This is a genomic window from Micromonospora orduensis (assembly GCF_006228125.1).
Lineage (GTDB): Bacteria > Actinomycetota > Actinomycetes > Mycobacteriales > Micromonosporaceae > Micromonospora > Micromonospora orduensis.
This window is the reverse complement of record NZ_VDFY01000106.1, coordinates 64,141-83,197: the sequence shown is the minus strand read 5'-3', so window position 1 is coordinate 83,197 and position 19,057 is coordinate 64,141. Positions and strand designations below refer to the sequence as shown.

Below are 19,057 nucleotides of genomic sequence, written 5' to 3'. Positions count from 1 at the left end.
GAGCGCGACTTTCCACGAAGGCCTCGAAGCGGTGCGAGAGATCGGTCCGACCGCGGCCGCCGAAGTGATCACCCGCCACAAGGTCCGGCGCATCACGCGTCGACGCGTGGGAGCGGCTCTCGCGAGCGCGTCCGGGGACGACGCCGCTCTGCTGCAGCGCTTCGATGCCGAGATAGACCGCCTCGGCGCACCCCGGGAGACCCGGGGAACCGACCTGGACGCGCAGGTCGCCGAGTTTCGGTCCCGCACCTCCGACCTCCCCGTGCGCCTCATGAAGGGTCTCGGTGTGCGCTCGTGGTACCCGGCCGGGCAGCGCCGGGACATCGGTGATGCCGACCTGTGGGTGCCGGACATGGACAGCGGCCTGCAAGTAGCCTCGATGCTGCGGGATCTCGGCTTCACGTACGAACCCGGCGAGATGCCGTGGTTGAAACGAGACATGAATGGCACGCTGCTCGGGCAGTTCCGCATGCAACACCCCGCTCCTGATCAGGTGGATGTCGATATCCATATCGGCCCGTACTCGGTCCGTTATTGCGGTCTCATCGAATTCGACCGTTCCCGCGAAAATGAAGTCTGGACGCCACTCGCCGACGAGGACAACTTCTGCGCGGTGATCGGAAATGCCGCAGGTGACTGCTTCATCGAGGCGAAAGCCATCAACGATGTCGTCCTGGCGGCCAGCCGTCCACTCGATTTCGGGTACGTCGTCGCGACGCTCCGCCAGGCCGGTCTGACGGGCTTCCTCAACACCGTCGTCGACCGCGTCCAGGAGGTCTGTGACCTGCGCGACGACCAGCGGGCGACGCTGCGCCAGCTCCGTACGGACGATGCCCCGGAGGACGTGCCGCTGGCCGCCACCGATGACGACATCCGCCGGACCGACCTGGTCACGGCACACACCCGGCGTGTGGCGGAGAGCATGACGGGCGACGCCGCGGCGGCCGAACGCATCGCCCGCAACGCCGAGCACGCGTACGGAAGCCCGCGTTCGTTCCGCCTGCGCACCTCCGGTGGTCAGCCGCACCGCCTGCCGGACATGAATCCCTGGACCTGCGTGCGGCTCGCCCCCCAGCCCCTCATCCGGCGGATCGCCAACCGACACGAACGGGTGCCGGTGCGGGGACGACACACGAGACTGGCCGAGAACCTCGAACTGATCGAGGTGGAGGACGGTGACCTGCTGCGCTTCCGCGACGATGTCTTCCTGCCCACGGTCGACTACCTCTTCTGCAGCAAGCTGGTCGTGGCCGAGCCGGAAGCCGGCGCGCACGAGGCCAGCGCATGACGGCCGTGAGCGTGAGCGCTGGTTGGACCGGTACCGACGAGCGCTGGTCGGCGCTGCCTCCGAACGGGAACATCGTGTTCGGCAGCGACGAGAACGTCGCCGACCTGGTGATCCCTGACGAACATGCCGCCGGGGTGGTCGGCCGGGTGATCGCCGCCGACGGTCACTGGACCATCCAGAACGCCACCGCGCAAACCCCGATGCTGGTCGAGAACGTCGCGGGCAACGACTTCGTGTCCGTTCCGGCCGGGATGGAGATGCCGGTGCCGTTCACGTCGGCACGGGTGCTCGTCTTCGGCAGCACCGGCATCCTCGCGTTCTCCGTCCAGGCGGCCGGCCACCCCCCACGCGTACCGGCCCGGCCGACGGCGGACGGCGGGACGTCGCCACTCAACCATGGGGCGAAGTACTTCGGGGTGCTGGTGGCCCTCTGCGAGCCGGCTCTTCGCTACGGTCCAATGAGCACGTTACCCACCTCGGCCGAGATCGCGCAGCGGCTACGCCGGTTGCCGGCGTACCGATCGATCACCAGCGCGGCCGTGGACTTCCACCTCAACTACCTGTGCACCCGGAAGCTACGGGGCTTCGTCGACGCCTACTCCTCGATCGTGGGAGCGCCGGCACCCGTCGTCGCGCACAGCCGACGGAACGCCCTGGTGCAGCTGGCGCTGCGGTTCAACCTGGTCCGGCGTCAGCACCTGCGGATGCTGGAGGGCGGGGCTCGTCAGCCGATCGCGCCTCCGCAAGCACCTCGGCGACTCGCGCGCCGGCCTGCGCCGCGACCGCAGGGCTGATCTGCGTCAGGCACACCCGGACGGACGGCTGCCAGGCGTTGAACGCGATTCCCGGCGATGCCCGAACTCCGGCTGCGGCGAGCCTCGCCACAGCCTCGGGTTCGGGCATCGCCACCGGGATCAGGATGTTCGGCCCTTCCTGGCCGGTGGCCACGTTCGGCATGTCGAGGGCGGCGAAGAAGGCAGCCCGGGCCGCGTCCAGCTGTTGGTGGCGCCGCAGGAGCAGGTCCGCGCCTCCATCGATCAGGAAGTGCGCCCAGGCGCGCTGCCAGTGCAGAGACGGAGCGGACGCCGCCAGGGCGGGAAGCATCTCACCGTCGCGCGAAACGGCGATCACCCAGCCGAGACGGGCCCCGCGTCCCGCGAGCTTGTGCAGCGTACCGGCCGTAAGCACGGCCTCCGACAGGTCCGGCACCGGGGCGAACCACCGGTAAGCGGTGTTGCACACCACCCGACGGCCCTGTTCGGCCGCCGCACCGACGGCGGCCACGAAACGCGCGTCGACCCGACGCCCATCGGGGTTCCGGCAGGGAGCGGTGAACCACAGGGCCCCGCCATCGGTGTCGGCGCCCGCATCGATCATCCGTTCCCAGGAGTCGGTGCGGACGCGTAGCCGTTCCCGCCGCATCGCCGTGAGCACCCCGCGGAACGTCGGACGCTCCACCAGCACCTCGTCCATCTCCCGCAGCAGCGGTCCCACGGCAGCCCGGATTCCGGCGGTGACGACGATCCGCTCGTAGCGCACCCGCAGCAGGTCCGCGAGGCACTCCCGGAGCAGCGGATCACCCTCCAGGGGTGCGCCGAGGGACGGATCGACCTGCCCGAGCGCCTTGACGGTGGCGCGGTGCCACACCGTCAGCTCCGGCCGCTCCCACAGGTGGCCCGGTCCGGTGAGATCACACAGGAGGCTCACGTCAGGTCTGGCGGCAGATGCGCGGCGTGCGCGGGACCGGTCTCCTGGGGCGGGGGCAGCACCTGCTCGCTGATCCACTGCACCGTACGCTCGAGATCGGCGACCCGGCGCCACAGCGACCGAAGCTCCTCCTCGGGGTCGATGCCGAACCGCGTTCCCGGCCGAAGCGACTTGCTGGGCAGCACGCCGACGGCATCGCGTACCTGGGAGACGCGCACCATCCCGTCACCTGTCTGCACCACCACGCCCGTGGAGTCGCGGCGGACGATCGTCCCGGCGGCCAACTCGCAGGGGGGCGCCTCGACCACCTCGGCCGCCCCCACCGAGACGGGAAACCGCTTCAGGTACGTCCACGCGGGCGTCGTCCGACCGATTCCGGAACGGATCAGCCGGGTCACCCGATCAGCGGGCTCCGACCAGTCGATGCGCAGCACGAGCCGGTCCAACGGCAGCGACTCCGCCGGCTCGGCACCGTCCGGTGCCGCCGTCCGGTCCGCCACCGGCGGCTCGGACGACCGGGTGGCCGTCAAGGCCCGCACCACGTCGTCGGCGACCACGTCGAGGCCGCCCAGGTAGTCCAGTCCGCCGAGCCGGACCGGCACCTCGACGGCAGCCGGTTCCGCCGCCAGGTCTGTGCCCGGGCGACGCAGGGTCAGCCGGAAGTCCGTCTGGCCGTGCCGCACGCACCACTGCAGCGGGTCGGCGACCACGATCCCGCCCTGACAGGTGGCGGTCACCTGGTACCAGGCCGCGGCGGGCGCGGCGCGGGAAAGCCATCGCGGCACGGAGAGCAGGCCCCACACCAGCACCTCACCCACGTCGGCGAGCTCTCGCTCCCCGCCGGTGACGCTGGCCTCGGTGACCAGCCGGACCGTCTTGGCGGTCGGGTATCCGGCCCAGGCCTTCTGCGCCGCGGTGTTCCCGACGGTGACCACGTCGACGAGACCACGCGTGACGAGTCGGTCCGTCACCGCTGCCGACCACTCGTCGTGCACGACGCTGAGCAGGGTCATGGTTATACCGCCACCTCTCCGAGTCGGCTATCCGCTATCCGCCAGAAGCTGGCCTCGCGAAGCATCCGCACCGCCAGTTCGACCACACGATCGTCCGCCGCCGCGTCGATCTCGCGGATGTCCGGCCATGCCCCCTGTCCGAGGGCGTACCGCACCAGCATCGACGCGAGGCCGCCGGGTGACTGCTGTTCGAAGGCGATCCTGGTTCGCAGTCTGGCCCGGGCCCTGCCGACAGCGGCGGCACCGCCTCCGTTCGACAGCACGTCCGGAAGTCTGTCGCGCAGCCCGTCGGCCAGACTCTCGCAGTGCGGCCCCGAGGGCCACGCGGTGACGAGCAGGTCCGCGTGCCGGCCGGGAAGTGTGGCAAACCCGGTCGACCGGGTGCCCACCGCGGAACTCTCCTCGTCCAGCAGCCCGGCGCGACCGGTCAGCAACTCGGTGGCGAGTTGCCGGGCGAGCAGATCGGCCGGGGTGGTGACCGCAGGGGTCGTGGCCGCCCAGATGAAGCAGTCGGACCAGCCGGGGACATCGAACGGCTCCGCCGGGGCCCGCGACCCGGGTGCCCGCTCCGGGTCGGTCGGCGGCGGCACCGCGGCCAGTTCGGCCTCGACCTCGGCGATCAGCTTGTCCGGATCGTTGGGGCTCACCAGGCAGAGCACCGACCCCTCCGGCCGGTACCAACGCTGTCGAAAGTCCACGATGTCCGACGGAGTCACCGCGCCGATCGAGGTCTCGGTGGTGGTGTCCCGAAGACCCAGGTCGAGCGTCGGAGCCACCCTGGCCGCGACGGCCGGCGCGATCTGCAACTGGGGCTGGTCGCGCACCCGCGCGTTCTCGGTAAGCACCGCGCGCCGTTCGGTCTCGTGCAGCTCGGCAGGGTACGGCCGGGCGCCGAGGGTCGAGGTCAGCGCGGCGATCAGCGCCGCCGACGAGCCCGGTGTCGCTCGCGCCGAGTAGCGGGTGGCGGAGACCTCCGTACGGGCCGCCATCTGCACCCGCTCGCGGCTGGCCGCGGTCGCCACGCAGATGTGCTCCGTCAGGTGGGCCGTGCCCTCCTGACCGGCCGGATCGGCACCGTAGCCGACCGGCACACTGAGTACGCCGACACAGGAGCGGAAGTGCGGCACCTGCACCGCGACGACTGTCAGGCCACCGACCACGGTCTCCAGCACGGTGCTTCGGCTCATCGCATTCTTCCGATCAGTTCGGGGACGGTCTCGTCCACCGGACCGATGTAGGCGACCGCTGGCCGATGCCTGGACGACAGGCGCGGCACGCGGGCCAACTGGTCCGGAGCCGCCGAGGCCTTCTCAGCGACAACAGCCACGGAGTGCTGCCCGTTGAGCCGGCGCCGGTGGTCGTCCAACGCGCCGAACGGTTCGTCAAGCTTCGTGAGCACCCGATCCACGACGCGGCCGACCGCGACACCGAGCGCCTCGGCGGGCAACTCACCATCGTCGATCTCGTCGACGCAACGCCGGATGGCATCGATCGTCGCCGGAAGCCGTTCCCGCAGGAGAGAGGCGCCGATGGTCAGCGTCTGCGGTCGCCCGTCGTCCCGCGCGACGGCGACGGTGCCGTAGACCAGGCCCGCCTCGGTCCGCAGTCGCCGGTACAGCAGGCCGTCGGAACCGTCGAGAAGCTGCGCCAGCACCGCTGCGGAGGCCGCGTCCTCGATGACCTCGGTGAGCCGGAACTGCAGGACCACCCGGCACTGCTCCCCCGGCCGGTCGACCAGGACCATCTCGCCCCGCCAGGAGCCCGGGTCGGGCGCCGGAGCGGGCGGCGCCGTGCCGGTCGACGGGTCTATCTGTCGGGCTCGGGCCAGGCAGCGCCGCAGGCAGTTGCCCAGCTCGGCGCCCCGGGCGTTGGCCAGCGTTTCCTGATCGCCGAGGGCCTCCTCCGGCGAGCCGCCCCAGGCGGCGGTCTCCACCGCCCGGAACATGGTGACGACCGGGTTGGCGCGCTGGTTCCGGGCCTGGGCGAGCTGCGCCGCGGCCAGGGACTGGAGCAGCGCCGACGCGGGTTCCGGGTCAATCCGGGACACCGCCTCCGCCAGTCGCTCCCCACGCGCATCCGGAGACCAGAACGAGAACTGGGAGGCGTGCTCGGTCAACCGGTGGCGGCGCATCCAGCCCGCCGTGGCAGGGTCTCGTGCCAGCGCGTGGGCGAGGTAGCGGGCCACGAGCGCGGCCCGACCCACAGCCTCCGGCGGGTCGTCGGCGTGGCCTTCCGGGAGATCCCAGCCGAGGGCCGGCGCATGTGGCAGTTCCAGTTCGCGACGGCGCGTCGTACGGGCGTTAACCACGAACCAGCACCTCCGGTTCCTCCTTGGTCGTCACGTCGGCGGTACGGCGGACCGTCAACCACGCCATCACCTGCACGGCGACGAACATGAGGATCGAGAACAGGATCAGGGTCGGCCCCTTGCCGAAACCGGCGGCCGCCACTCCGGGCAGGAGCAGGTAGGAGACCGTGAGCATGGAGTTGAGCACGGCCCGCCGGACGGCGAAGAGCCGGCCGGCCACCTCCGCCCCGGCTTCCTTCTGGAAGATCGTGGTGGCGCCGATGACCACCGCGAGATTGCCCACGCCGACCAGCACGCCAGGCAGGAAGGCCGCCGCGAGGCCGTACGGGACCAGGGCCACGAAGGCGACGGCCGCGATCGGGCCACACGCCGCCCCAGCGGCGATCATGCGGATCGGCTGCTGCTTGAAGCGGGCGGGGATCAGCGCCGAGGCGAGCACCCAGCCGACGCCCATGGCCGCGGAGAAGATGCCCGCGGTCGCCGTACCGAAACGGTCTCCGAGAATCAGCAGCGCGAGTGCCGCGTCGGCGCCCCAGAGCAGGAAGAAGACCGCCTCCGTGCCGAGTGTCCAGCGGAACAGGGTGCTGGAGTTGTCGCGGAACGCGTGCCAGGTGGACCGGACGGCGTTACGCAGGGCGGGCACGCCCGGACAGGGTGCCAGCGGCAGCAGGAGGAGAGCCGAGAGCAGGAACGACAGGATGTCGATGATCAGCACGACCTGGAAGCCGAGGGTACCGCCGATCGCGGTTCCGGCGAGCGGGGCGGCGATCTGGACTATCGCGAACAGTGCGGTGCTGCGCGAGGCACTGCGGGCACGGTCTTCCTCCGGCACGGTGTTGACGATGATCGCCTGCATGGCCGGCATCGTTACGGCGTTGAAGACCCGGGTGACCGAAGCCGTGACGATGACCAGAGGCACGATGCCGTAGTGGAGCCCGAGCAGCGTGATCGCGACCATCACGGTGGCAGAGAGCTCACAGATGATCATGAGCTTCCGCCGGTCGAAGCGGTCCGCGATGTATCCCGCCCACGGTGCGAGCAACACGATCGGCACGAACTGGAAGGCGAAGGCCACACCGGCCGACAGGGTCGACCCCCCGGTGGCCTGGTAGACCCACAGGGGCAGCGCGATCTGCTGCATCTCGCTGCCGATCAACGAGACGCCCTGACTGCTGAGCACCAGGTAGAAATCTCTGGGCAGCCGCCTCTGGCCGCGCGTCTTCGCGAGATTCGTCATCCGCGGCGAGTCCAGCCAGCCAGCTCGGCGGCGACTTCGGCCTTGGCCCTGGTCGCTGGTGGGGCGCCGACGCGTTCGGACACCGATGTCGCCCATCGTTCGAGGGCTGCTCGTGCGTGCATCTCGCGGCCGTTGTTCTCGATCTCCAGCCAGTACGTGACCTGCGGCTGCCCGTCCGGTAGCGCCTTGAACTCGGCGCGGTCGAAGGTCACCTGGAGCAGCGAGTTGACGCTGGTGCGGTAGAAGACCTTGTGGCGATGCTGGATGACCGATGCGAAGACGTCTGGTTCCAGGGCGACACCGAGCAGGCGGTGCGCGTAGGCCAGCGCCGGGCTCTGCGGGTTGCGGACCTCACGGCCGATGTCCTTCGCCGCCAGGCGCCCGCCCAGCTCGAGCGAGTCACGGCACCCGTTCTCCCACCGGAGGGTCTGTTTGACGCCCAGCCAGGAGACCCGCTTGATCGTCCCTGGGTTGATCGTGGCACGCAGTGCGACCTGCCGGTCAGTCAACTGCCACCGGTCGTCGAAGTAGAGGGTGGACTGGGTGTGCTGGAACCGCGACTCCTCCACCGCTTCGTCCGGCGGCGGCACCGCGGCGGCCAGGTCGTCAAGCGTCGGCTGCCGGTTGCCGAACAGCCCGTCGTCGCCGAGACGCCATTTGAATTCCTGCTCCACGCCGATGACGATCCCGGGTGGAACGTCGTCGACCCCCGGGTCGAAGTCCGCCAGCGCCGTCGGGCTCGTCATACTTCGACCCTTCCAGATACGGGCTCCGGCTCGTCAGCCAGAACCAGGGTCCGCTCGACCAGACGCGATTCGAATCCACCGACGATGAAGACGTCGACGGCGTCGTCCGGAAGGCGGAAGATCCGTCGGCAGCAATCCACGATCACCTCTCGAGACGAGGGCGGAAAGCGGAAGTGCCCTGACTTGTTATTGATCACCACGGCGCGCACCTGGGGACCGCCGATGAAGACGACCTCACCCGCCGCGCTGGCTCTCAACCGATCGGGAACCAGCATCGGATGCCCGACCGGCACATCATTGACGGTCGCCTTGTTGCGCCCGAACACCAGTTCCTCGAAGCTGAAGGACCGGGTCCACAACAGGAATCGGCCATCTTCGTCGATCACATACATGTACGGTCGGCCCTCGCGGACGGGAGCGGGCAGCACCGGACCGGTCAGTTCGATCGTCTCCGGCTGGACGACGTCCATCACCGACCGATACTTCTCCTCGAACGCCGCCCGGGAGTACTGCACCACGACCGGATCGGTGCGGACAACCGCCGTCGGATGGCCCATTGCGGCAGCGGGGAACTCGTCCTCGTAGCGCTGCCGGAGGCGGTCTCCGAGGTGCGCGACCCAGGCCCGCAGCACGATCGATCCAGGCTGCTGCACCAGAAGCCGGCGCAGGGCGATGAGTTGGTCGTACAGGACGAATATGATGCCCTGCGATCCCGACCCGTAGCGAAACGCGAGCATCTGGGCGAGATCCTCGTACCGCTGGAACACCTCGTGGTGGGAGTTGAGACGGCTCTCCCGCATCGGCGACTCTCCACACTTCGCGGGGGACCGGGCCGACCCGGCATCGCAATGCCGCGTCGGCCCGGCCCCGACCTGACCATGGTCATGGTGCGTGGCTAAGGATCAGCCGTCGGTGAACTCCATGAGGACCGCGGCCAGTGCTTCCCGGCCGTCCTCGGTAGCGTCCAACTCCTGGAGGTTCTCGATGACCTCGTCAAGCTGCTCAAGCTCCATATCCTGCACCTCCCCTCCGTCGGGTGTGTCGGAACGTCCCTGTGGCGCGCGCCTGCTCAGAGCCTCATGCACCGAGTCGCGACCGTCAATCTATTGAGCAGTAGGATGAGGACGATCGAACACCGGCTACCAGGACTTGTACGGGTGTTGGGCCAGATAGACATTGCCGTATCGAACGTCGCCGGAAACGTCTGTGCCGAGCCAGCCGGGGCGGGGGAAATCGGCGTCCTCCGTCGGCAGCTCGACCTCGGCGGTGACCAGCCCCTCGTTGTCCCCGCCGTACTCGTCGATCTCGAAGCAGAATTCGCCGACCGGGACCACGTGCCGGACCTTGACCAGCGGCGGAACCGGGGAAAGACCCGCGGCGAGCACCGCGTCGACGAACTCTGGCGGGATTTCGGCTTCGATCTCCGGGCGCGCCAGACCCTTCCGCCGCCCCTTCACCGTGATGAACGCCGCTGCGCCGTAACGGCGTAACCGCACCTGGGAGACAGCGGTCGACGCGAGGTACACCTGCGTTATCGGCCTACTTCCGGTCACCTCTCTGCGCCACTCCTCGGAGGCCAACAGGAACTTGCGTTCGATCTCGATGTTCGTGGATCCGGCCATCGACGTAGTCTGCCAGTGGCACAGCATCGGACACAGCCCTGACGCCACCCGCGCCGCCCCGTCGAAAATTGGGCTCCACTGACGACGCACACCTCGGTACACTTCGTCCAATGCATCGATCATCGTCACAGCGGTTCGTCGTTGTCGTTCCCGGCATGCAGTTCGGCCCACACGTCCCCGTGCTCGCCTACGCCAGTCGCGCCGCCGCCGTTCGGGCGGCGCAGGTCCTTCCCCTGTCGTGGCAGCCACCGAAGGGCCGGTCCAGTCTGGACCTGGCTCCATGGGTCGTCGATCAGGTGAACCTGGTCCTCGACAAGCTGGCCGCAGCCCGACCCGGGGCGGTGCCACTGCTCATCGGCAAGTCGTTGGGGTCGCACGCGGCTCCGGTGGCCGTGGAGCGCGGGCTTCCGGCGATCTGGCTCACCCCCCTGCTGCAGCAGGAGCCGGTGGTGACGGCGCTCGCCAAGAGCAACGCACCGTTCATGCTGGTCGGGGGGACGGGCGATCCGGCGTGGGACGGTAGCGTCGCCCGTCGACTGACGCCGCACGTGGTCGAGGTCGAGAACGCGGACCACGGGATGTGGGTCCCGGGTGCACTCACCGACTCGGCCCTGGTGCTGGGCACGATCGGGCGGGCGGTGGAGAGCTTCCTCGACGAGGTGATCTGGAAGGTGCCGGCGGAAACCCGATCGTGAGCTGCCGCGCGGGCCGGTGGCGACCTCAGCCGCGACGTCCCGGCAGGCGCCGCGTCCAACGGCTCCCGAGCACCTTCCGAGCGACCACCTACCACCGGCGTACGCGAAAAGGCCCCGGCCCGGTGTGAACCACCAGGTCAGAGCCTTGATCGTTGGTGCGCCGCCAGGGACTCGAACCCCGAACCCGCGGATTAAGAGTCCGCTGCTCTGCCAGTTGAGCTAGCGGCGCTCGCTGACAACGGGACGAGACGTTAGCACGCCCGGCCGCCGCCCCGAGAAGGAGGGACACCGTCCCCGCAGCGCCCGTGTGACCTGCCCGGTCACGACCGCCGGACATGGTTGGCGAGAATCCGGCGGACCGTGGCATTTTCGCCTCTCGTCCCCGGGCGCAGGCCTTCCTAGGCTCCTTCCCGACACGCTTCAACAGGAACGGGAACGGGGCTGGATCGTGCTTCGCTATGTCATGCCGGTGGTGATCGGGCTGGTCTACGTCGGGCTCAACTCCCTCGTGCCGGAGCCGCACCGGCGGCGCCTGAACGCGCTCGTCGTCACCGGCGCCGGGGCCGCCTACATCAGCGGTGGCGGATTCGGGCTGTGGGAGCTGGCCTTCTGTGCGCTGCTGCTGGTGGTGGGCTACGCCGGGCTCACCTCGTACACCTTCATCGGCGTCGGATGGCTCCTGCACACGGTCTGGGACGTCGTGCACCACAGGCGCGGCACCCCGATCATCCCGTCGCTGCACGACTCGTCGTTCGGCTGCGCGCTCTGCGATCCGGTCATCGCGCTCTGGTGCCTCACCGGCGGTCTGTCGGTCAGAGACCTGTACGACCGGGTCGCGCGGCGGGCGGCCGGTACGCGCCCGCCGGTCACCGCACGGTCCTGACTGGTTGAATTCGCACCATGCACACAGTGGCCGTGCTCGCCCTCGACAGCGTCGTCCCGTTCGACCTGGCCACGCCGATGGAGGTCTTCCAGCGCACCCGCCTGCCCGACGGCCGCGCCGGCTACCGCGTCCTCGTCTGCGCCGCCACGCCGACGGTCACCACGGGCGCGTTCAGCATCGCGGTGCCGTGGGGCCTGGACGTCCTCGTCGACGCCGACACCGTCGTCGTGCCGGGTGTCTCCGACCCCGCCGCCGCGACGCCCGGCGCGGTCCTCGACTCGCTGCGCGCCGCCGCCGCGAACGGCGCCCGGATCGCCTCGATCTGCGGCGGCGCGTTCACCCTCGCCGCCACCGGCCTGCTCGACGGACACCGCGCCACCACGCACTGGCTCGCCACCGACCGGCTCGCCGCCCAGCATCCGCGGGTCCAGGTCGACCCCAATGTGCTCTACGTGGACAACGGCCAGTTCCTGACCTCCGCCGGCGCCGCCGCCGGGCTCGACCTGTGCCTGCACCTGGTCCGCCGCGACCATGGCGCCGCCGTCGCCGCCGACGCGGCGAGGTTGTCCGTCATGCCGCTGGAACGCGCGGGCGGGCAGGCGCAGTTCATCACGCACGAACCACCGGCCCCCGAGGGGGCGACCCTGGAGCCGCTGCTGGCCTGGATGCGCGACAACGCCCGGCATGAGCTGACCCTCGCCGACATCGCCCACCACGCCGGGATGAGCACCCGGACGCTGAACCGGCGCTTCCGCGACCAGACCGGCACCACCCCGCTGCGGTGGCTGCACCGGGTCCGCGTCCACCAGGCGCAGCACCTCCTGGAGACCACCGCCCATCCCGTCGACCGGGTGGCGACGCAGGTCGGTTTCGGCTCCACCACCGCCTTCCGGGACCGCTTCAGGCGGATCACCGGCACCAGCCCGCAGGCGTACCGGCGTAGCTTCCGCGGCGGGTGACCACGACGCGGTGCCGTCTCCGCGAACGGGGGGTGGGTCCACGAGAACCTTCACCGCACCGCCACGGTGACCTGCCCGGTCGCGGCCCCCGAAGGGTCGACCTGGAGCGTGTAGGTCCCGGCCGTCGGCAGCAGGGTCGGCGCGACGCCGCCGGCGCCGTTGATCACGCAGCCGGTGGCGAGCGTGCCGCCGTCCGGGGCGCGCAGCACCAGCACCCCGCACTGGTCGGGCAGGTTCGAGGCGGTCGCGGTCACCGTCACCGACGTGCCGGCCGCAGCGGTGAACCGGTAGGCCGTGATCGCTCCGGGCCGGTCGACGGTGGTGACGACCGGCGGTCCGCCGACCGCGATGGTCCCGTCCCCGTCCCGGCCGCTGACCAACCGCAGCGTGATCGTGCCGGTGCCGCGTTCCACCGGATCGACCAGCACGGTGTACGCGCCGTCGGCGGGCAGGAGGGTGCCGTCGACCTCACCGACGCCGTTGATGACGCAGCCGCTGTGCAGCAACCGGCCCTCGGCGTCGCGCAACTCCAGCGGAGAGCACTGATCGGTCAGGCTGGCTTCGGGCACCTCCACGAAGACCCGGTCCCCCTTCTGCCCGGTGAACCGGTAGCGGGCCCGGGCGCCGGGCTGCGCGATCTCCACGGTCACCGACGGGCCGTTCGGTTGCAGCGTGCCGTCGACGTCGTGGGCCTCGTACACCCGGATGGCGGCGCGACCGGTGTCGCCGGGGGCGGCGGTGACCCGCAGCGTGTACGTGCCGGTGCTGGTGAGGTCGTCATGCACGGGACTGTAGGGGCGCGGCATCCCCGATCCCCGTGCTCTGTCGGAGACCGGTCGCTCGTCGGAGTACCGTCAGCGGCGGCGGCTTCGGTGCCGGGCCGGCCAGCCGAGGAAGCGGTCGAACAGGTTCCTGACGTCGCCGGTGGTGCTCGGGTTGAGTCGGTGCAGGTCGTCGATGGCCTCGTGCAGACAGCCGGACAGGTAGAGCAACAGGTTGACCCGGTTGCCCTGGTAGCTGGTCAACAGGGCGAGCTTGGCCCGTCCACAGGGCCAGGGCTGCCCGCAGGCCCGGCACAGCCAGAGCGGACGAAGCGGCACATGCTCCGACGGCAGTTTCGGGTCGACCTCAGCGGCAGACACTCCGTCGCCGTTCATCGGCGGTCGCTCTCCCGCGCCTGCCGCTCGAACACGATCCGCCAGACGTGTGTCAGCAGTGGCGGATCGGTCGAGCCCCGCCGCGCCGATGCCGCAGCCGCGGCTGCGCGGTCTGTCGTCAGCTCGCCGGTCGCCGCGTAACGCGACACGTACACCGTCATGGCCGACTCGCGGTCGGCGCTGGCGCGTCTGTGCGGTGGGCTTGCCGGCATACCGGCAAGCCCACCGCACACGGCCAGCGGCTGGGAGCAGACCGCCGGTCACCCGCCCACGCAGCCCTGCTGGCGGTACGCGAACGGCGAGTCACCCGTGCGGTCGACGGAGTGCCCGGCGCGAGCACTTGCCGATGCGTCGGGTCGCATTCCGACCTGTCGCCGATCGGCACATCCATCTGGGTCTCCCTGGCATGACATTGCCGCTGGCCCGTCGGCGCGCCATGGGGGTCAGGATGGTCCTGGACCGTTCCGCCGACGTGTTCCTGACGTCCACAATCGCTGGCGGCACTGGCCAGAGACAGACCCAGCGTGGTGGGGCACGGTGGGCCTCACCGTGTCCCACCTTGGCCAATGCGGAGAGGACAGGGCGGTGCCCGCCTCACGAGACTCGGTTCAGAGGATGTGCCAGCGGCGGAGTTCCGCCGCATCGTCGACGAGGCCAGCGATCCGGTGGCGCACCTCGTCGGCGGCCTCGGTTCCGGGCCGGGACTTGCGAGCGTTGGTGGCGATCATCTGCAGCTCACGGAGCTGGCACAGTTCTTCGAACCTCGGCCAGGATGTGGCATCCCAGCCGTAGGCGGCGGTGAAGCCGGCGAAGGCATCGGGACCGGGCGGGTCGAACCGGCGGCAGTGGACAGCGACCGTTGCGATGTCCCACTCCCGGGGCCCGAGGGCGGCGCCGTCCCAGTCGGCCAGTACGGGCGTGCCGTCGAACCGCCGCAGGGCGTTGCGGATCTGCGGATCTGACTGGATCATGCTCGTGCCGCGCGGAAACCGCATCGCATCCCAGCCGGCGGCCAGCGCCTCGAGCCGGCCCATCAGCAGATCCTGTTCCTTGCCGTTCAGGATCTCCGAACGGGTGACGGCCCGCTCTATGCCATGGATCGGTCGCAGTGAAGGCAGCGGCACCGGCGGAGCGGGCAAGGCGTGCAGGTCCCGGAGAAGGCTTCCGAGCTCGGAGACGGTGATGGGGTCGTCTTGTGCCGGGTCCAGACGCTGCCAGACCGTAACGGCGTACCCGCCCACCCGCATCGGCTGGGACAGGCCCGGGTGAAGGCCCACCGTGGGGAACCCTCGGGCCACCAGCCAGTCGACCACGGCCACCATCCCGCGCACCCGTTCCAGGTCATGATCGCCCGGGGCGATCTTGACGACCACGTCATCGACTGCGTAGACGGCGTTGGTGTGGTGCCGCAGCAGGATCGCGTTCGAGTCGCTGTAGCCGAGGAGACGACACACCTCGGCGAGCACCGGCCGGGTGCGCGCCTCGACGAACATGGGGCTCCTAGGGACCGAGTGCGGCTGTGGTCCCAAGACTACGGGCGCGCTCGCGGCACGTCCGTAGGTAATCCGTCAAGCTGGCGACCTCGCCGCACCCGCTTTTCTCGGGGATCGCCGTGGCCACGTCGGTGGCCCTGGTCAGGATGATCTCCGTACGCTGCGTCTCGGGCAGGTCCGCGACGGCATCACGCGCGGTCAGCGCCGCTTCGGTCGCCCGCCGGTCCTGCGCGAGGCACATCGACCGGTCCAGGGCGATGAGCGTCACGTCGATCGGTACGGCCGGAGCCGCGCCGTAGAGCCGCAATGCCTCGTCCTGGACCCGGTACGCCTCCACCGTGTCACCGAGCCAGGTGTATGCCCCGGAGAGGTAGAACAGCAGCCGCTTCGCCGGAAACCTGAACGCCACGTCGGTGTCCTCGTCGCCAGCCTGATCGAACAGCCGCCGTGCCTGACCGATGGCCGACCGCGCCTGCTCGATGGCGCCGATCCGGGCCAGAGCACGCGCCCGGCCCGCCGCTGCCAGGGCACCCGGCGACGATGCGTTCGACGTCACCGCCAGAGCCGCATCTGCCAGGGCGACCGTTTGGGTTGGATCCCCGAAGTAGTACGGCAGCATCGCCGCTTGGGCCCGCACCAGCACCTTCATTCGGGCTTGCCCGCTGTCATCCGCCGCGTGGATCGCCGTGCCGTACCACCGTCGAGCCTCGGACACGTCTCCGAGCCTCATCAGCGCACATCGTCGCCAGCAACGCCGCCACCCCGGACAGCCGGGACTGGACTGCCGCCGGCTGCCGCCGAAGCGAAAGCGCCTGGACCTCTCGGCAGTCGGCGGCCAGCAGCGACAGCATGGTCTGCGGCGAAGCCGAAGGGTAAACCCTCATATGCTCGCCCGCAGCTTGTTCAATCAGCTCAAGTTGCCGAGGAGCGACACTCGCCGCCGCCAGAGCCTCGTCCAGTCCCAGTCGGAGTCTGACCAGATTGCTGACCTCGACGCCGGCGGCGGCACCGGCCGGCGATCGGTCCGCTCCACCCTCAACGGCCAGCCGGTCGGGGTCGCGAGGCACAACGACGTCCTCGTCGCGCCCGAGTCCCAAAGCCGGACGCGGAATGTTCAGACCGGCTGCGATCCGTTCCAGAACCTCGTAGGCCGTGACCTGGCGGACGCCCTTGGCGATTTCAGCAGCGCGGTTGGGCGAGACGCCAACAAGAGCCGCAATCCGGCCGTATGACACGCCCCTGGCGTGGAGGAAGTGGAAGACCGCGGTGATGTCGCGCCGCCGCAGAAACTCACTGATCGGTCGACCGTTCCAAAGCCCCGAACTCCACCACTCAGGATCCACCTGTGCAGCCACGAATCACCCCGATCGAACGACGACCAGTTGCAAGCACAGCGCATCCGTGCGGTCACATCAAGTCAGCGACACGTCGAGTCGATGGCGCTCACCTCAGAGTTGACCCATGCGGCGGCATCCGGAACACCACGATGGGCACTCACCATGTCCCCATGTGATGAAGCACAGGATCCGAGCGCCGCTGACTCTCCTTCCGCCGGAGTACGCCTCCTCGGCCCTACCGTGGAAGACGTGGATCGGATCGCCATCATCGGCTGCGGCGGCAGCGGCAAATCCACAGTTGCCAGGGAGCTCGCTCGGATCCTCGACGTACCGCTGGTCCACCTCGACGCGATCTACTACGACGAGCACTGGACGCCGCTCCCCAGGGACGAGTTCGCCGCCAAACAGGAGAGGCTTGTCAGCGGCGAGCGGTGGATCATCGAGGGCAACTACGCCAGCAGCCTGCCCATCCGGCTCGCCGCCGCCGATACCGTGATCTTCCTCGATTTACCCGCCGCCGCATGCCTGTGGGGCACCGTCCAACGACGGTGGCGCTACCGCGGCGGCCAACACCGGGCCGACGGCGTCTACGACCGGATCACCTGAAACTTCCTTCGCTACATCCTCGGTTACCGGCACACCATGCGACCCCGCGTCCGCAGCCTGCTGCGTGATCACGGGTCACACGTCCAGCTGATCACTCTCACCAACCGACGCCACGCCAACAGGTACCTCGATCGCCTACGACAGGAGAGACAGCCGGGACCCTGACCCATGCGTCCATGAACACGATGGTCGGGTCCAACGGCTCCCGAGCACCCACCGAGCGACCATCCACCACCACCAGACACGAAAAAGGCCCCGATCCGGTGTTAAACACCAGGTCAGGGCCTTGCTCGTTGGTGCGCCGCCAGGGACTCGAACCCCGAACCCGCGGATTAAGAGTCCGCTGCTCTGCCAGTTGAGCTAGCGGCGCTCGATCGGCAACGGAGAGAAGATTAGCACCCGGTCGAGCCGGGCTCCAATCCGGTTGCCCGGCTCCCCCCTTCGGTCGAGCTTACCGGGCATATGGCTACAAAGGCACCAGCGTACGGAACTCCGGGGCGTGGGTGGCGGCGCTGATACGGCACGATGTCCGCCAGGTACGCGAGAACAGAGGTGGGGATGGCACGGTTCACGCGAGCCGGGGCGGTGGTGGGCGCTCTGACCCTGGCGGCGTCGCTGGCACTGACCGGGTGCGGCGACGAGCAGAAGAAGCCGGAATTCGTGGGCGGGACGTCGTCCGAGGCGAGCGTGGGCGCCGAGTCCGGCTCGGCCGCGCCCTCGGCTCCGGCGACGCCGAGCGGGCCGGCGCTCACGCTGAGCCCGGCGGACGGCGCGAAGAACAGGCCCGCGAGTACGGAGATCAGCGCCAAGCTCCCGGACGGCGCGAAGGTCTCGGCGGTCACCCTGACGGCCGACGGTGGGGGCGCGGTGGAGGGCAAGCTCCGCGCCGACGGCTCCTCGTGGGTGCCGTCCACTCCCCTGAAGTACGGCACGCGGTACACGGCCACGGTGACGGCGAGCACGCCCGACGGCACGAGCAGCCAGGGCACCAGCAGCTTCACCACGATGGCCAAGCCGAAGTCGACAATCGGGTCCGGCCTGTACCTGTTCGACGACAAGAGCTACGGGGTGGCCATGCCGGTGGTCACCGAGTTCCACCCGGGCATCCCGAAGAAGGACCGCGCGGCGGTGCAGAAGCGGATGTTCGTCAAGACCGACCCGCCGCAGCCGGGCGCCTGGCACTGGGTCAGCAACGGCACGCAGGCTTACTACCGGGCACCGGAGTACTGGAAGCCCGGCACCACCATCACTGTGCGGATCGCGCTGGGCGGCATGCCGCTGAGCAACGGCAAGTACGGCGACATCGACCGCAAGGCCACGGCCAAGATCGGCCGGTCGTTCGAGATGAAGGTCGACAACGCCAACAAGAAGATGGCGGTGTACGAGAACGGCGCGTTGATCCGCACCATCCCGGTGAGCCTGGGCAAGAAGAGCACCCCGTCGTCGAGCGGCACGATGGTCGTGATGGAGAAGAAGGAGGCCACGGTCTTCGACACCCGCGACGATCCGGACCCGGCCAACCGCTACGTCACCGACATCCAGTTCGCCCAGCGGCTCACCTGGGGCGGCGAGTACATCCACGCCGCGCCCTGGTCCGAGCACGTGCAGGGGCGGCAGAACGTCTCGCACGGCTGCGTGAACGTGTCGATGGTGAACGCCAAGTGGCTGTTCGACAAGACGCGGATCGGTGACCCGATCACGATCAAGGGCACCGAGCGCAGGATCGCCGCCGGCAACGGCTGGACGGCGTGGAGTCTGAGCTGGTCGGAGTTCATCAAGGGCAGCGCGCTGCCGGTGCCCAAGGGCGGGTCCGGCCCGGCGCTCTGAGTTGTCCGGTCTCTACGCGCCGGCCCTGCCGACGGCACGGGCCGGCGCGTACCCTTGCACTGCCCGCGACGCGACGACGGCGGCGGCGACCCCTCAGACCTGGCATGAAGACGAGCCCGAATCACGAAACGCCGGATAGTAGCAAAGTTCCGGCATCATGGTCGGCGTGTTCCGGTTCA

21 protein-coding genes and 2 tRNA genes are annotated in these 19,057 nt (G+C 69.7%); 7 read left to right on the top strand and 16 right to left on the bottom strand.

All coding sequences use genetic code 11. The features are described 5' to 3' along the window. Positions 1 to 31: 31 nt before the first annotated feature. The gene (locus tag FHG89_RS06875; RefSeq protein ID WP_139583511.1) at positions 32 to 1,288 is read left to right on the top strand and encodes a nucleotidyltransferase family protein; all 1,257 of its coding nucleotides are present in this window, start codon (positions 32 to 34) and stop codon (positions 1,286 to 1,288) included. Next, entirely contained in the window at positions 1,285 to 2,082 is a 798-nt protein-coding gene (locus FHG89_RS06870) for a serine/threonine protein kinase (RefSeq protein ID WP_139583510.1), read from the top strand. The genes FHG89_RS06875 and FHG89_RS06870 overlap by 4 nt, the downstream gene beginning before the upstream one ends. On the opposite strand, the gene FHG89_RS06865 is transcribed toward FHG89_RS06870, so the two are convergent. The 8 genes from FHG89_RS06865 to FHG89_RS06830 form a co-directional block, all read right to left on the bottom strand. Continuing rightward, on the bottom strand, positions 1,964 to 2,995 hold the full coding sequence (locus tag FHG89_RS06865; RefSeq protein WP_139583509.1) for an aminotransferase-like domain-containing protein: 1,032 nt from the start codon (positions 2,993 to 2,995) through the stop codon (positions 1,964 to 1,966). The genes FHG89_RS06870 and FHG89_RS06865 overlap by 119 nt on opposite strands. Beyond that, positions 2,992 to 4,008, bottom strand: coding sequence for a DNA-3-methyladenine glycosylase (locus FHG89_RS06860; RefSeq protein WP_139583508.1), 1,017 nt, complete (start codon positions 4,006 to 4,008; stop codon positions 2,992 to 2,994). Before FHG89_RS06860 ends, FHG89_RS06865 begins: the two co-directional genes overlap by 4 nt. Positions 4,009 to 4,010: 2 nt before the next feature. Then, positions 4,011 to 5,195 (bottom strand): M16 family metallopeptidase, encoded by a 1,185-nt coding sequence (locus tag FHG89_RS06855; RefSeq protein ID WP_139583507.1) that lies wholly within the window; start codon positions 5,193 to 5,195, stop codon positions 4,011 to 4,013. Beyond that, positions 5,192 to 6,316, bottom strand: coding sequence for an insulinase family protein (locus tag FHG89_RS06850; RefSeq protein WP_139583506.1), 1,125 nt, complete (start codon positions 6,314 to 6,316; stop codon positions 5,192 to 5,194). The genes FHG89_RS06855 and FHG89_RS06850 overlap by 4 nt, the downstream gene beginning before the upstream one ends. After that, a complete protein-coding gene (locus FHG89_RS06845) occupies positions 6,309 to 7,553 on the bottom strand; it encodes an MFS transporter (RefSeq protein ID WP_167517354.1) in 1,245 nt (414 codons plus the stop codon). The genes FHG89_RS06850 and FHG89_RS06845 overlap by 8 nt, the downstream gene beginning before the upstream one ends. Beyond that, the gene (locus FHG89_RS06840) at positions 7,550 to 8,299 is read right to left on the bottom strand and encodes a hypothetical protein (RefSeq protein WP_139583504.1); all 750 of its coding nucleotides are present in this window, start codon (positions 8,297 to 8,299) and stop codon (positions 7,550 to 7,552) included. Before FHG89_RS06840 ends, FHG89_RS06845 begins: the two co-directional genes overlap by 4 nt. Beyond that, positions 8,296 to 9,099, bottom strand: coding sequence for a hypothetical protein (locus FHG89_RS06835; RefSeq protein ID WP_139583503.1), 804 nt, complete (start codon positions 9,097 to 9,099; stop codon positions 8,296 to 8,298). The genes FHG89_RS06840 and FHG89_RS06835 overlap by 4 nt, the downstream gene beginning before the upstream one ends. A 339-nt stretch (positions 9,100 to 9,438) precedes the next feature. Next, complete coding sequence (locus FHG89_RS06830; RefSeq protein WP_139583502.1) at positions 9,439 to 9,921, bottom strand: CYTH domain-containing protein; 483 nt, start codon at positions 9,919 to 9,921, stop codon at positions 9,439 to 9,441. A 110-nt stretch (positions 9,922 to 10,031) separates the two neighbouring features. Here FHG89_RS06830 and FHG89_RS06825 point away from each other — a divergent pair, with 110 nt between their 5' ends. After that, positions 10,032 to 10,616 carry an alpha/beta hydrolase family protein gene (locus FHG89_RS06825; RefSeq protein WP_139583501.1) on the top strand — a complete coding sequence of 195 codons (585 nt, stop codon included), beginning with the start codon at positions 10,032 to 10,034 and terminating at the stop codon, positions 10,614 to 10,616. A 153-nt stretch (positions 10,617 to 10,769) separates the two neighbouring features. Here the strand turns inward: FHG89_RS06825 and FHG89_RS06820 are convergent. After that, positions 10,770 to 10,845: transfer RNA gene (locus tag FHG89_RS06820), tRNA-Lys, on the bottom strand. Between the two features lie 219 nt (positions 10,846 to 11,064). On the opposite strand from FHG89_RS06820, the gene FHG89_RS06815 reads away from it, so the two are divergent. After that, the gene (locus FHG89_RS06815) at positions 11,065 to 11,499 is read left to right on the top strand and encodes a DUF6010 family protein (protein WP_244295220.1); all 435 of its coding nucleotides are present in this window, start codon (positions 11,065 to 11,067) and stop codon (positions 11,497 to 11,499) included. A gap of 17 nt (positions 11,500 to 11,516) precedes the next feature. Further along, positions 11,517 to 12,458 (top strand): GlxA family transcriptional regulator, encoded by a 942-nt coding sequence (locus FHG89_RS06810; RefSeq protein ID WP_139583500.1) that lies wholly within the window; start codon positions 11,517 to 11,519, stop codon positions 12,456 to 12,458. A 50-nt stretch (positions 12,459 to 12,508) separates the two neighbouring features. On the opposite strand, the gene FHG89_RS06805 is transcribed toward FHG89_RS06810, so the two are convergent. From FHG89_RS06805 to FHG89_RS33600, 6 genes are all read right to left on the bottom strand, one after another. Continuing rightward, positions 12,509 to 13,243, bottom strand: coding sequence for a hypothetical protein (locus FHG89_RS06805; RefSeq protein WP_244295218.1), 735 nt, complete (start codon positions 13,241 to 13,243; stop codon positions 12,509 to 12,511). A gap of 69 nt (positions 13,244 to 13,312) precedes the next feature. After that, entirely contained in the window at positions 13,313 to 13,615 is a 303-nt protein-coding gene (locus FHG89_RS06800) for a hypothetical protein (RefSeq protein ID WP_139583499.1), read from the bottom strand. After that, a complete protein-coding gene (gene amcA / locus FHG89_RS32820) occupies positions 13,612 to 13,776 on the bottom strand; it encodes a multiple cyclophane-containing RiPP AmcA (RefSeq protein WP_167517353.1) in 165 nt (54 codons plus the stop codon). Before amcA ends, FHG89_RS06800 begins: the two co-directional genes overlap by 4 nt. A gap of 447 nt (positions 13,777 to 14,223) precedes the next feature. Continuing rightward, a complete protein-coding gene (locus FHG89_RS06795) occupies positions 14,224 to 15,108 on the bottom strand; it encodes a phosphotransferase (RefSeq protein ID WP_139583498.1) in 885 nt (294 codons plus the stop codon). Positions 15,109 to 15,115: 7 nt separating this feature from the next. Then, entirely contained in the window at positions 15,116 to 15,838 is a 723-nt protein-coding gene (locus tag FHG89_RS33605; protein ID WP_482809818.1) for an NsdA family TPR-like regulatory protein, read from the bottom strand. Next, complete coding sequence (locus FHG89_RS33600; protein ID WP_244295213.1) at positions 15,774 to 16,463, bottom strand: hypothetical protein; 690 nt, start codon at positions 16,461 to 16,463, stop codon at positions 15,774 to 15,776. Before FHG89_RS33600 ends, FHG89_RS33605 begins: the two co-directional genes overlap by 65 nt. Before the next feature lie 231 nt (positions 16,464 to 16,694). On the opposite strand from FHG89_RS33600, the gene FHG89_RS06785 reads away from it, so the two are divergent. Next, the gene (locus tag FHG89_RS06785; RefSeq protein WP_244295211.1) at positions 16,695 to 17,051 is read left to right on the top strand and encodes a P-loop NTPase family protein; all 357 of its coding nucleotides are present in this window, start codon (positions 16,695 to 16,697) and stop codon (positions 17,049 to 17,051) included. 294 nt (positions 17,052 to 17,345) lie between these two features. Here FHG89_RS06785 and FHG89_RS06780 read toward each other — a convergent pair. Next, positions 17,346 to 17,421, bottom strand: a tRNA-Lys gene (locus tag FHG89_RS06780). Positions 17,422 to 17,609: 188 nt separating this feature from the next. Here FHG89_RS06780 and FHG89_RS06775 point away from each other — a divergent pair. After that, entirely contained in the window at positions 17,610 to 18,878 is a 1,269-nt protein-coding gene (locus FHG89_RS06775; RefSeq protein ID WP_139583497.1) for a L,D-transpeptidase, read from the top strand. Positions 18,879 to 19,057: the final 179 nt, after the last annotated feature.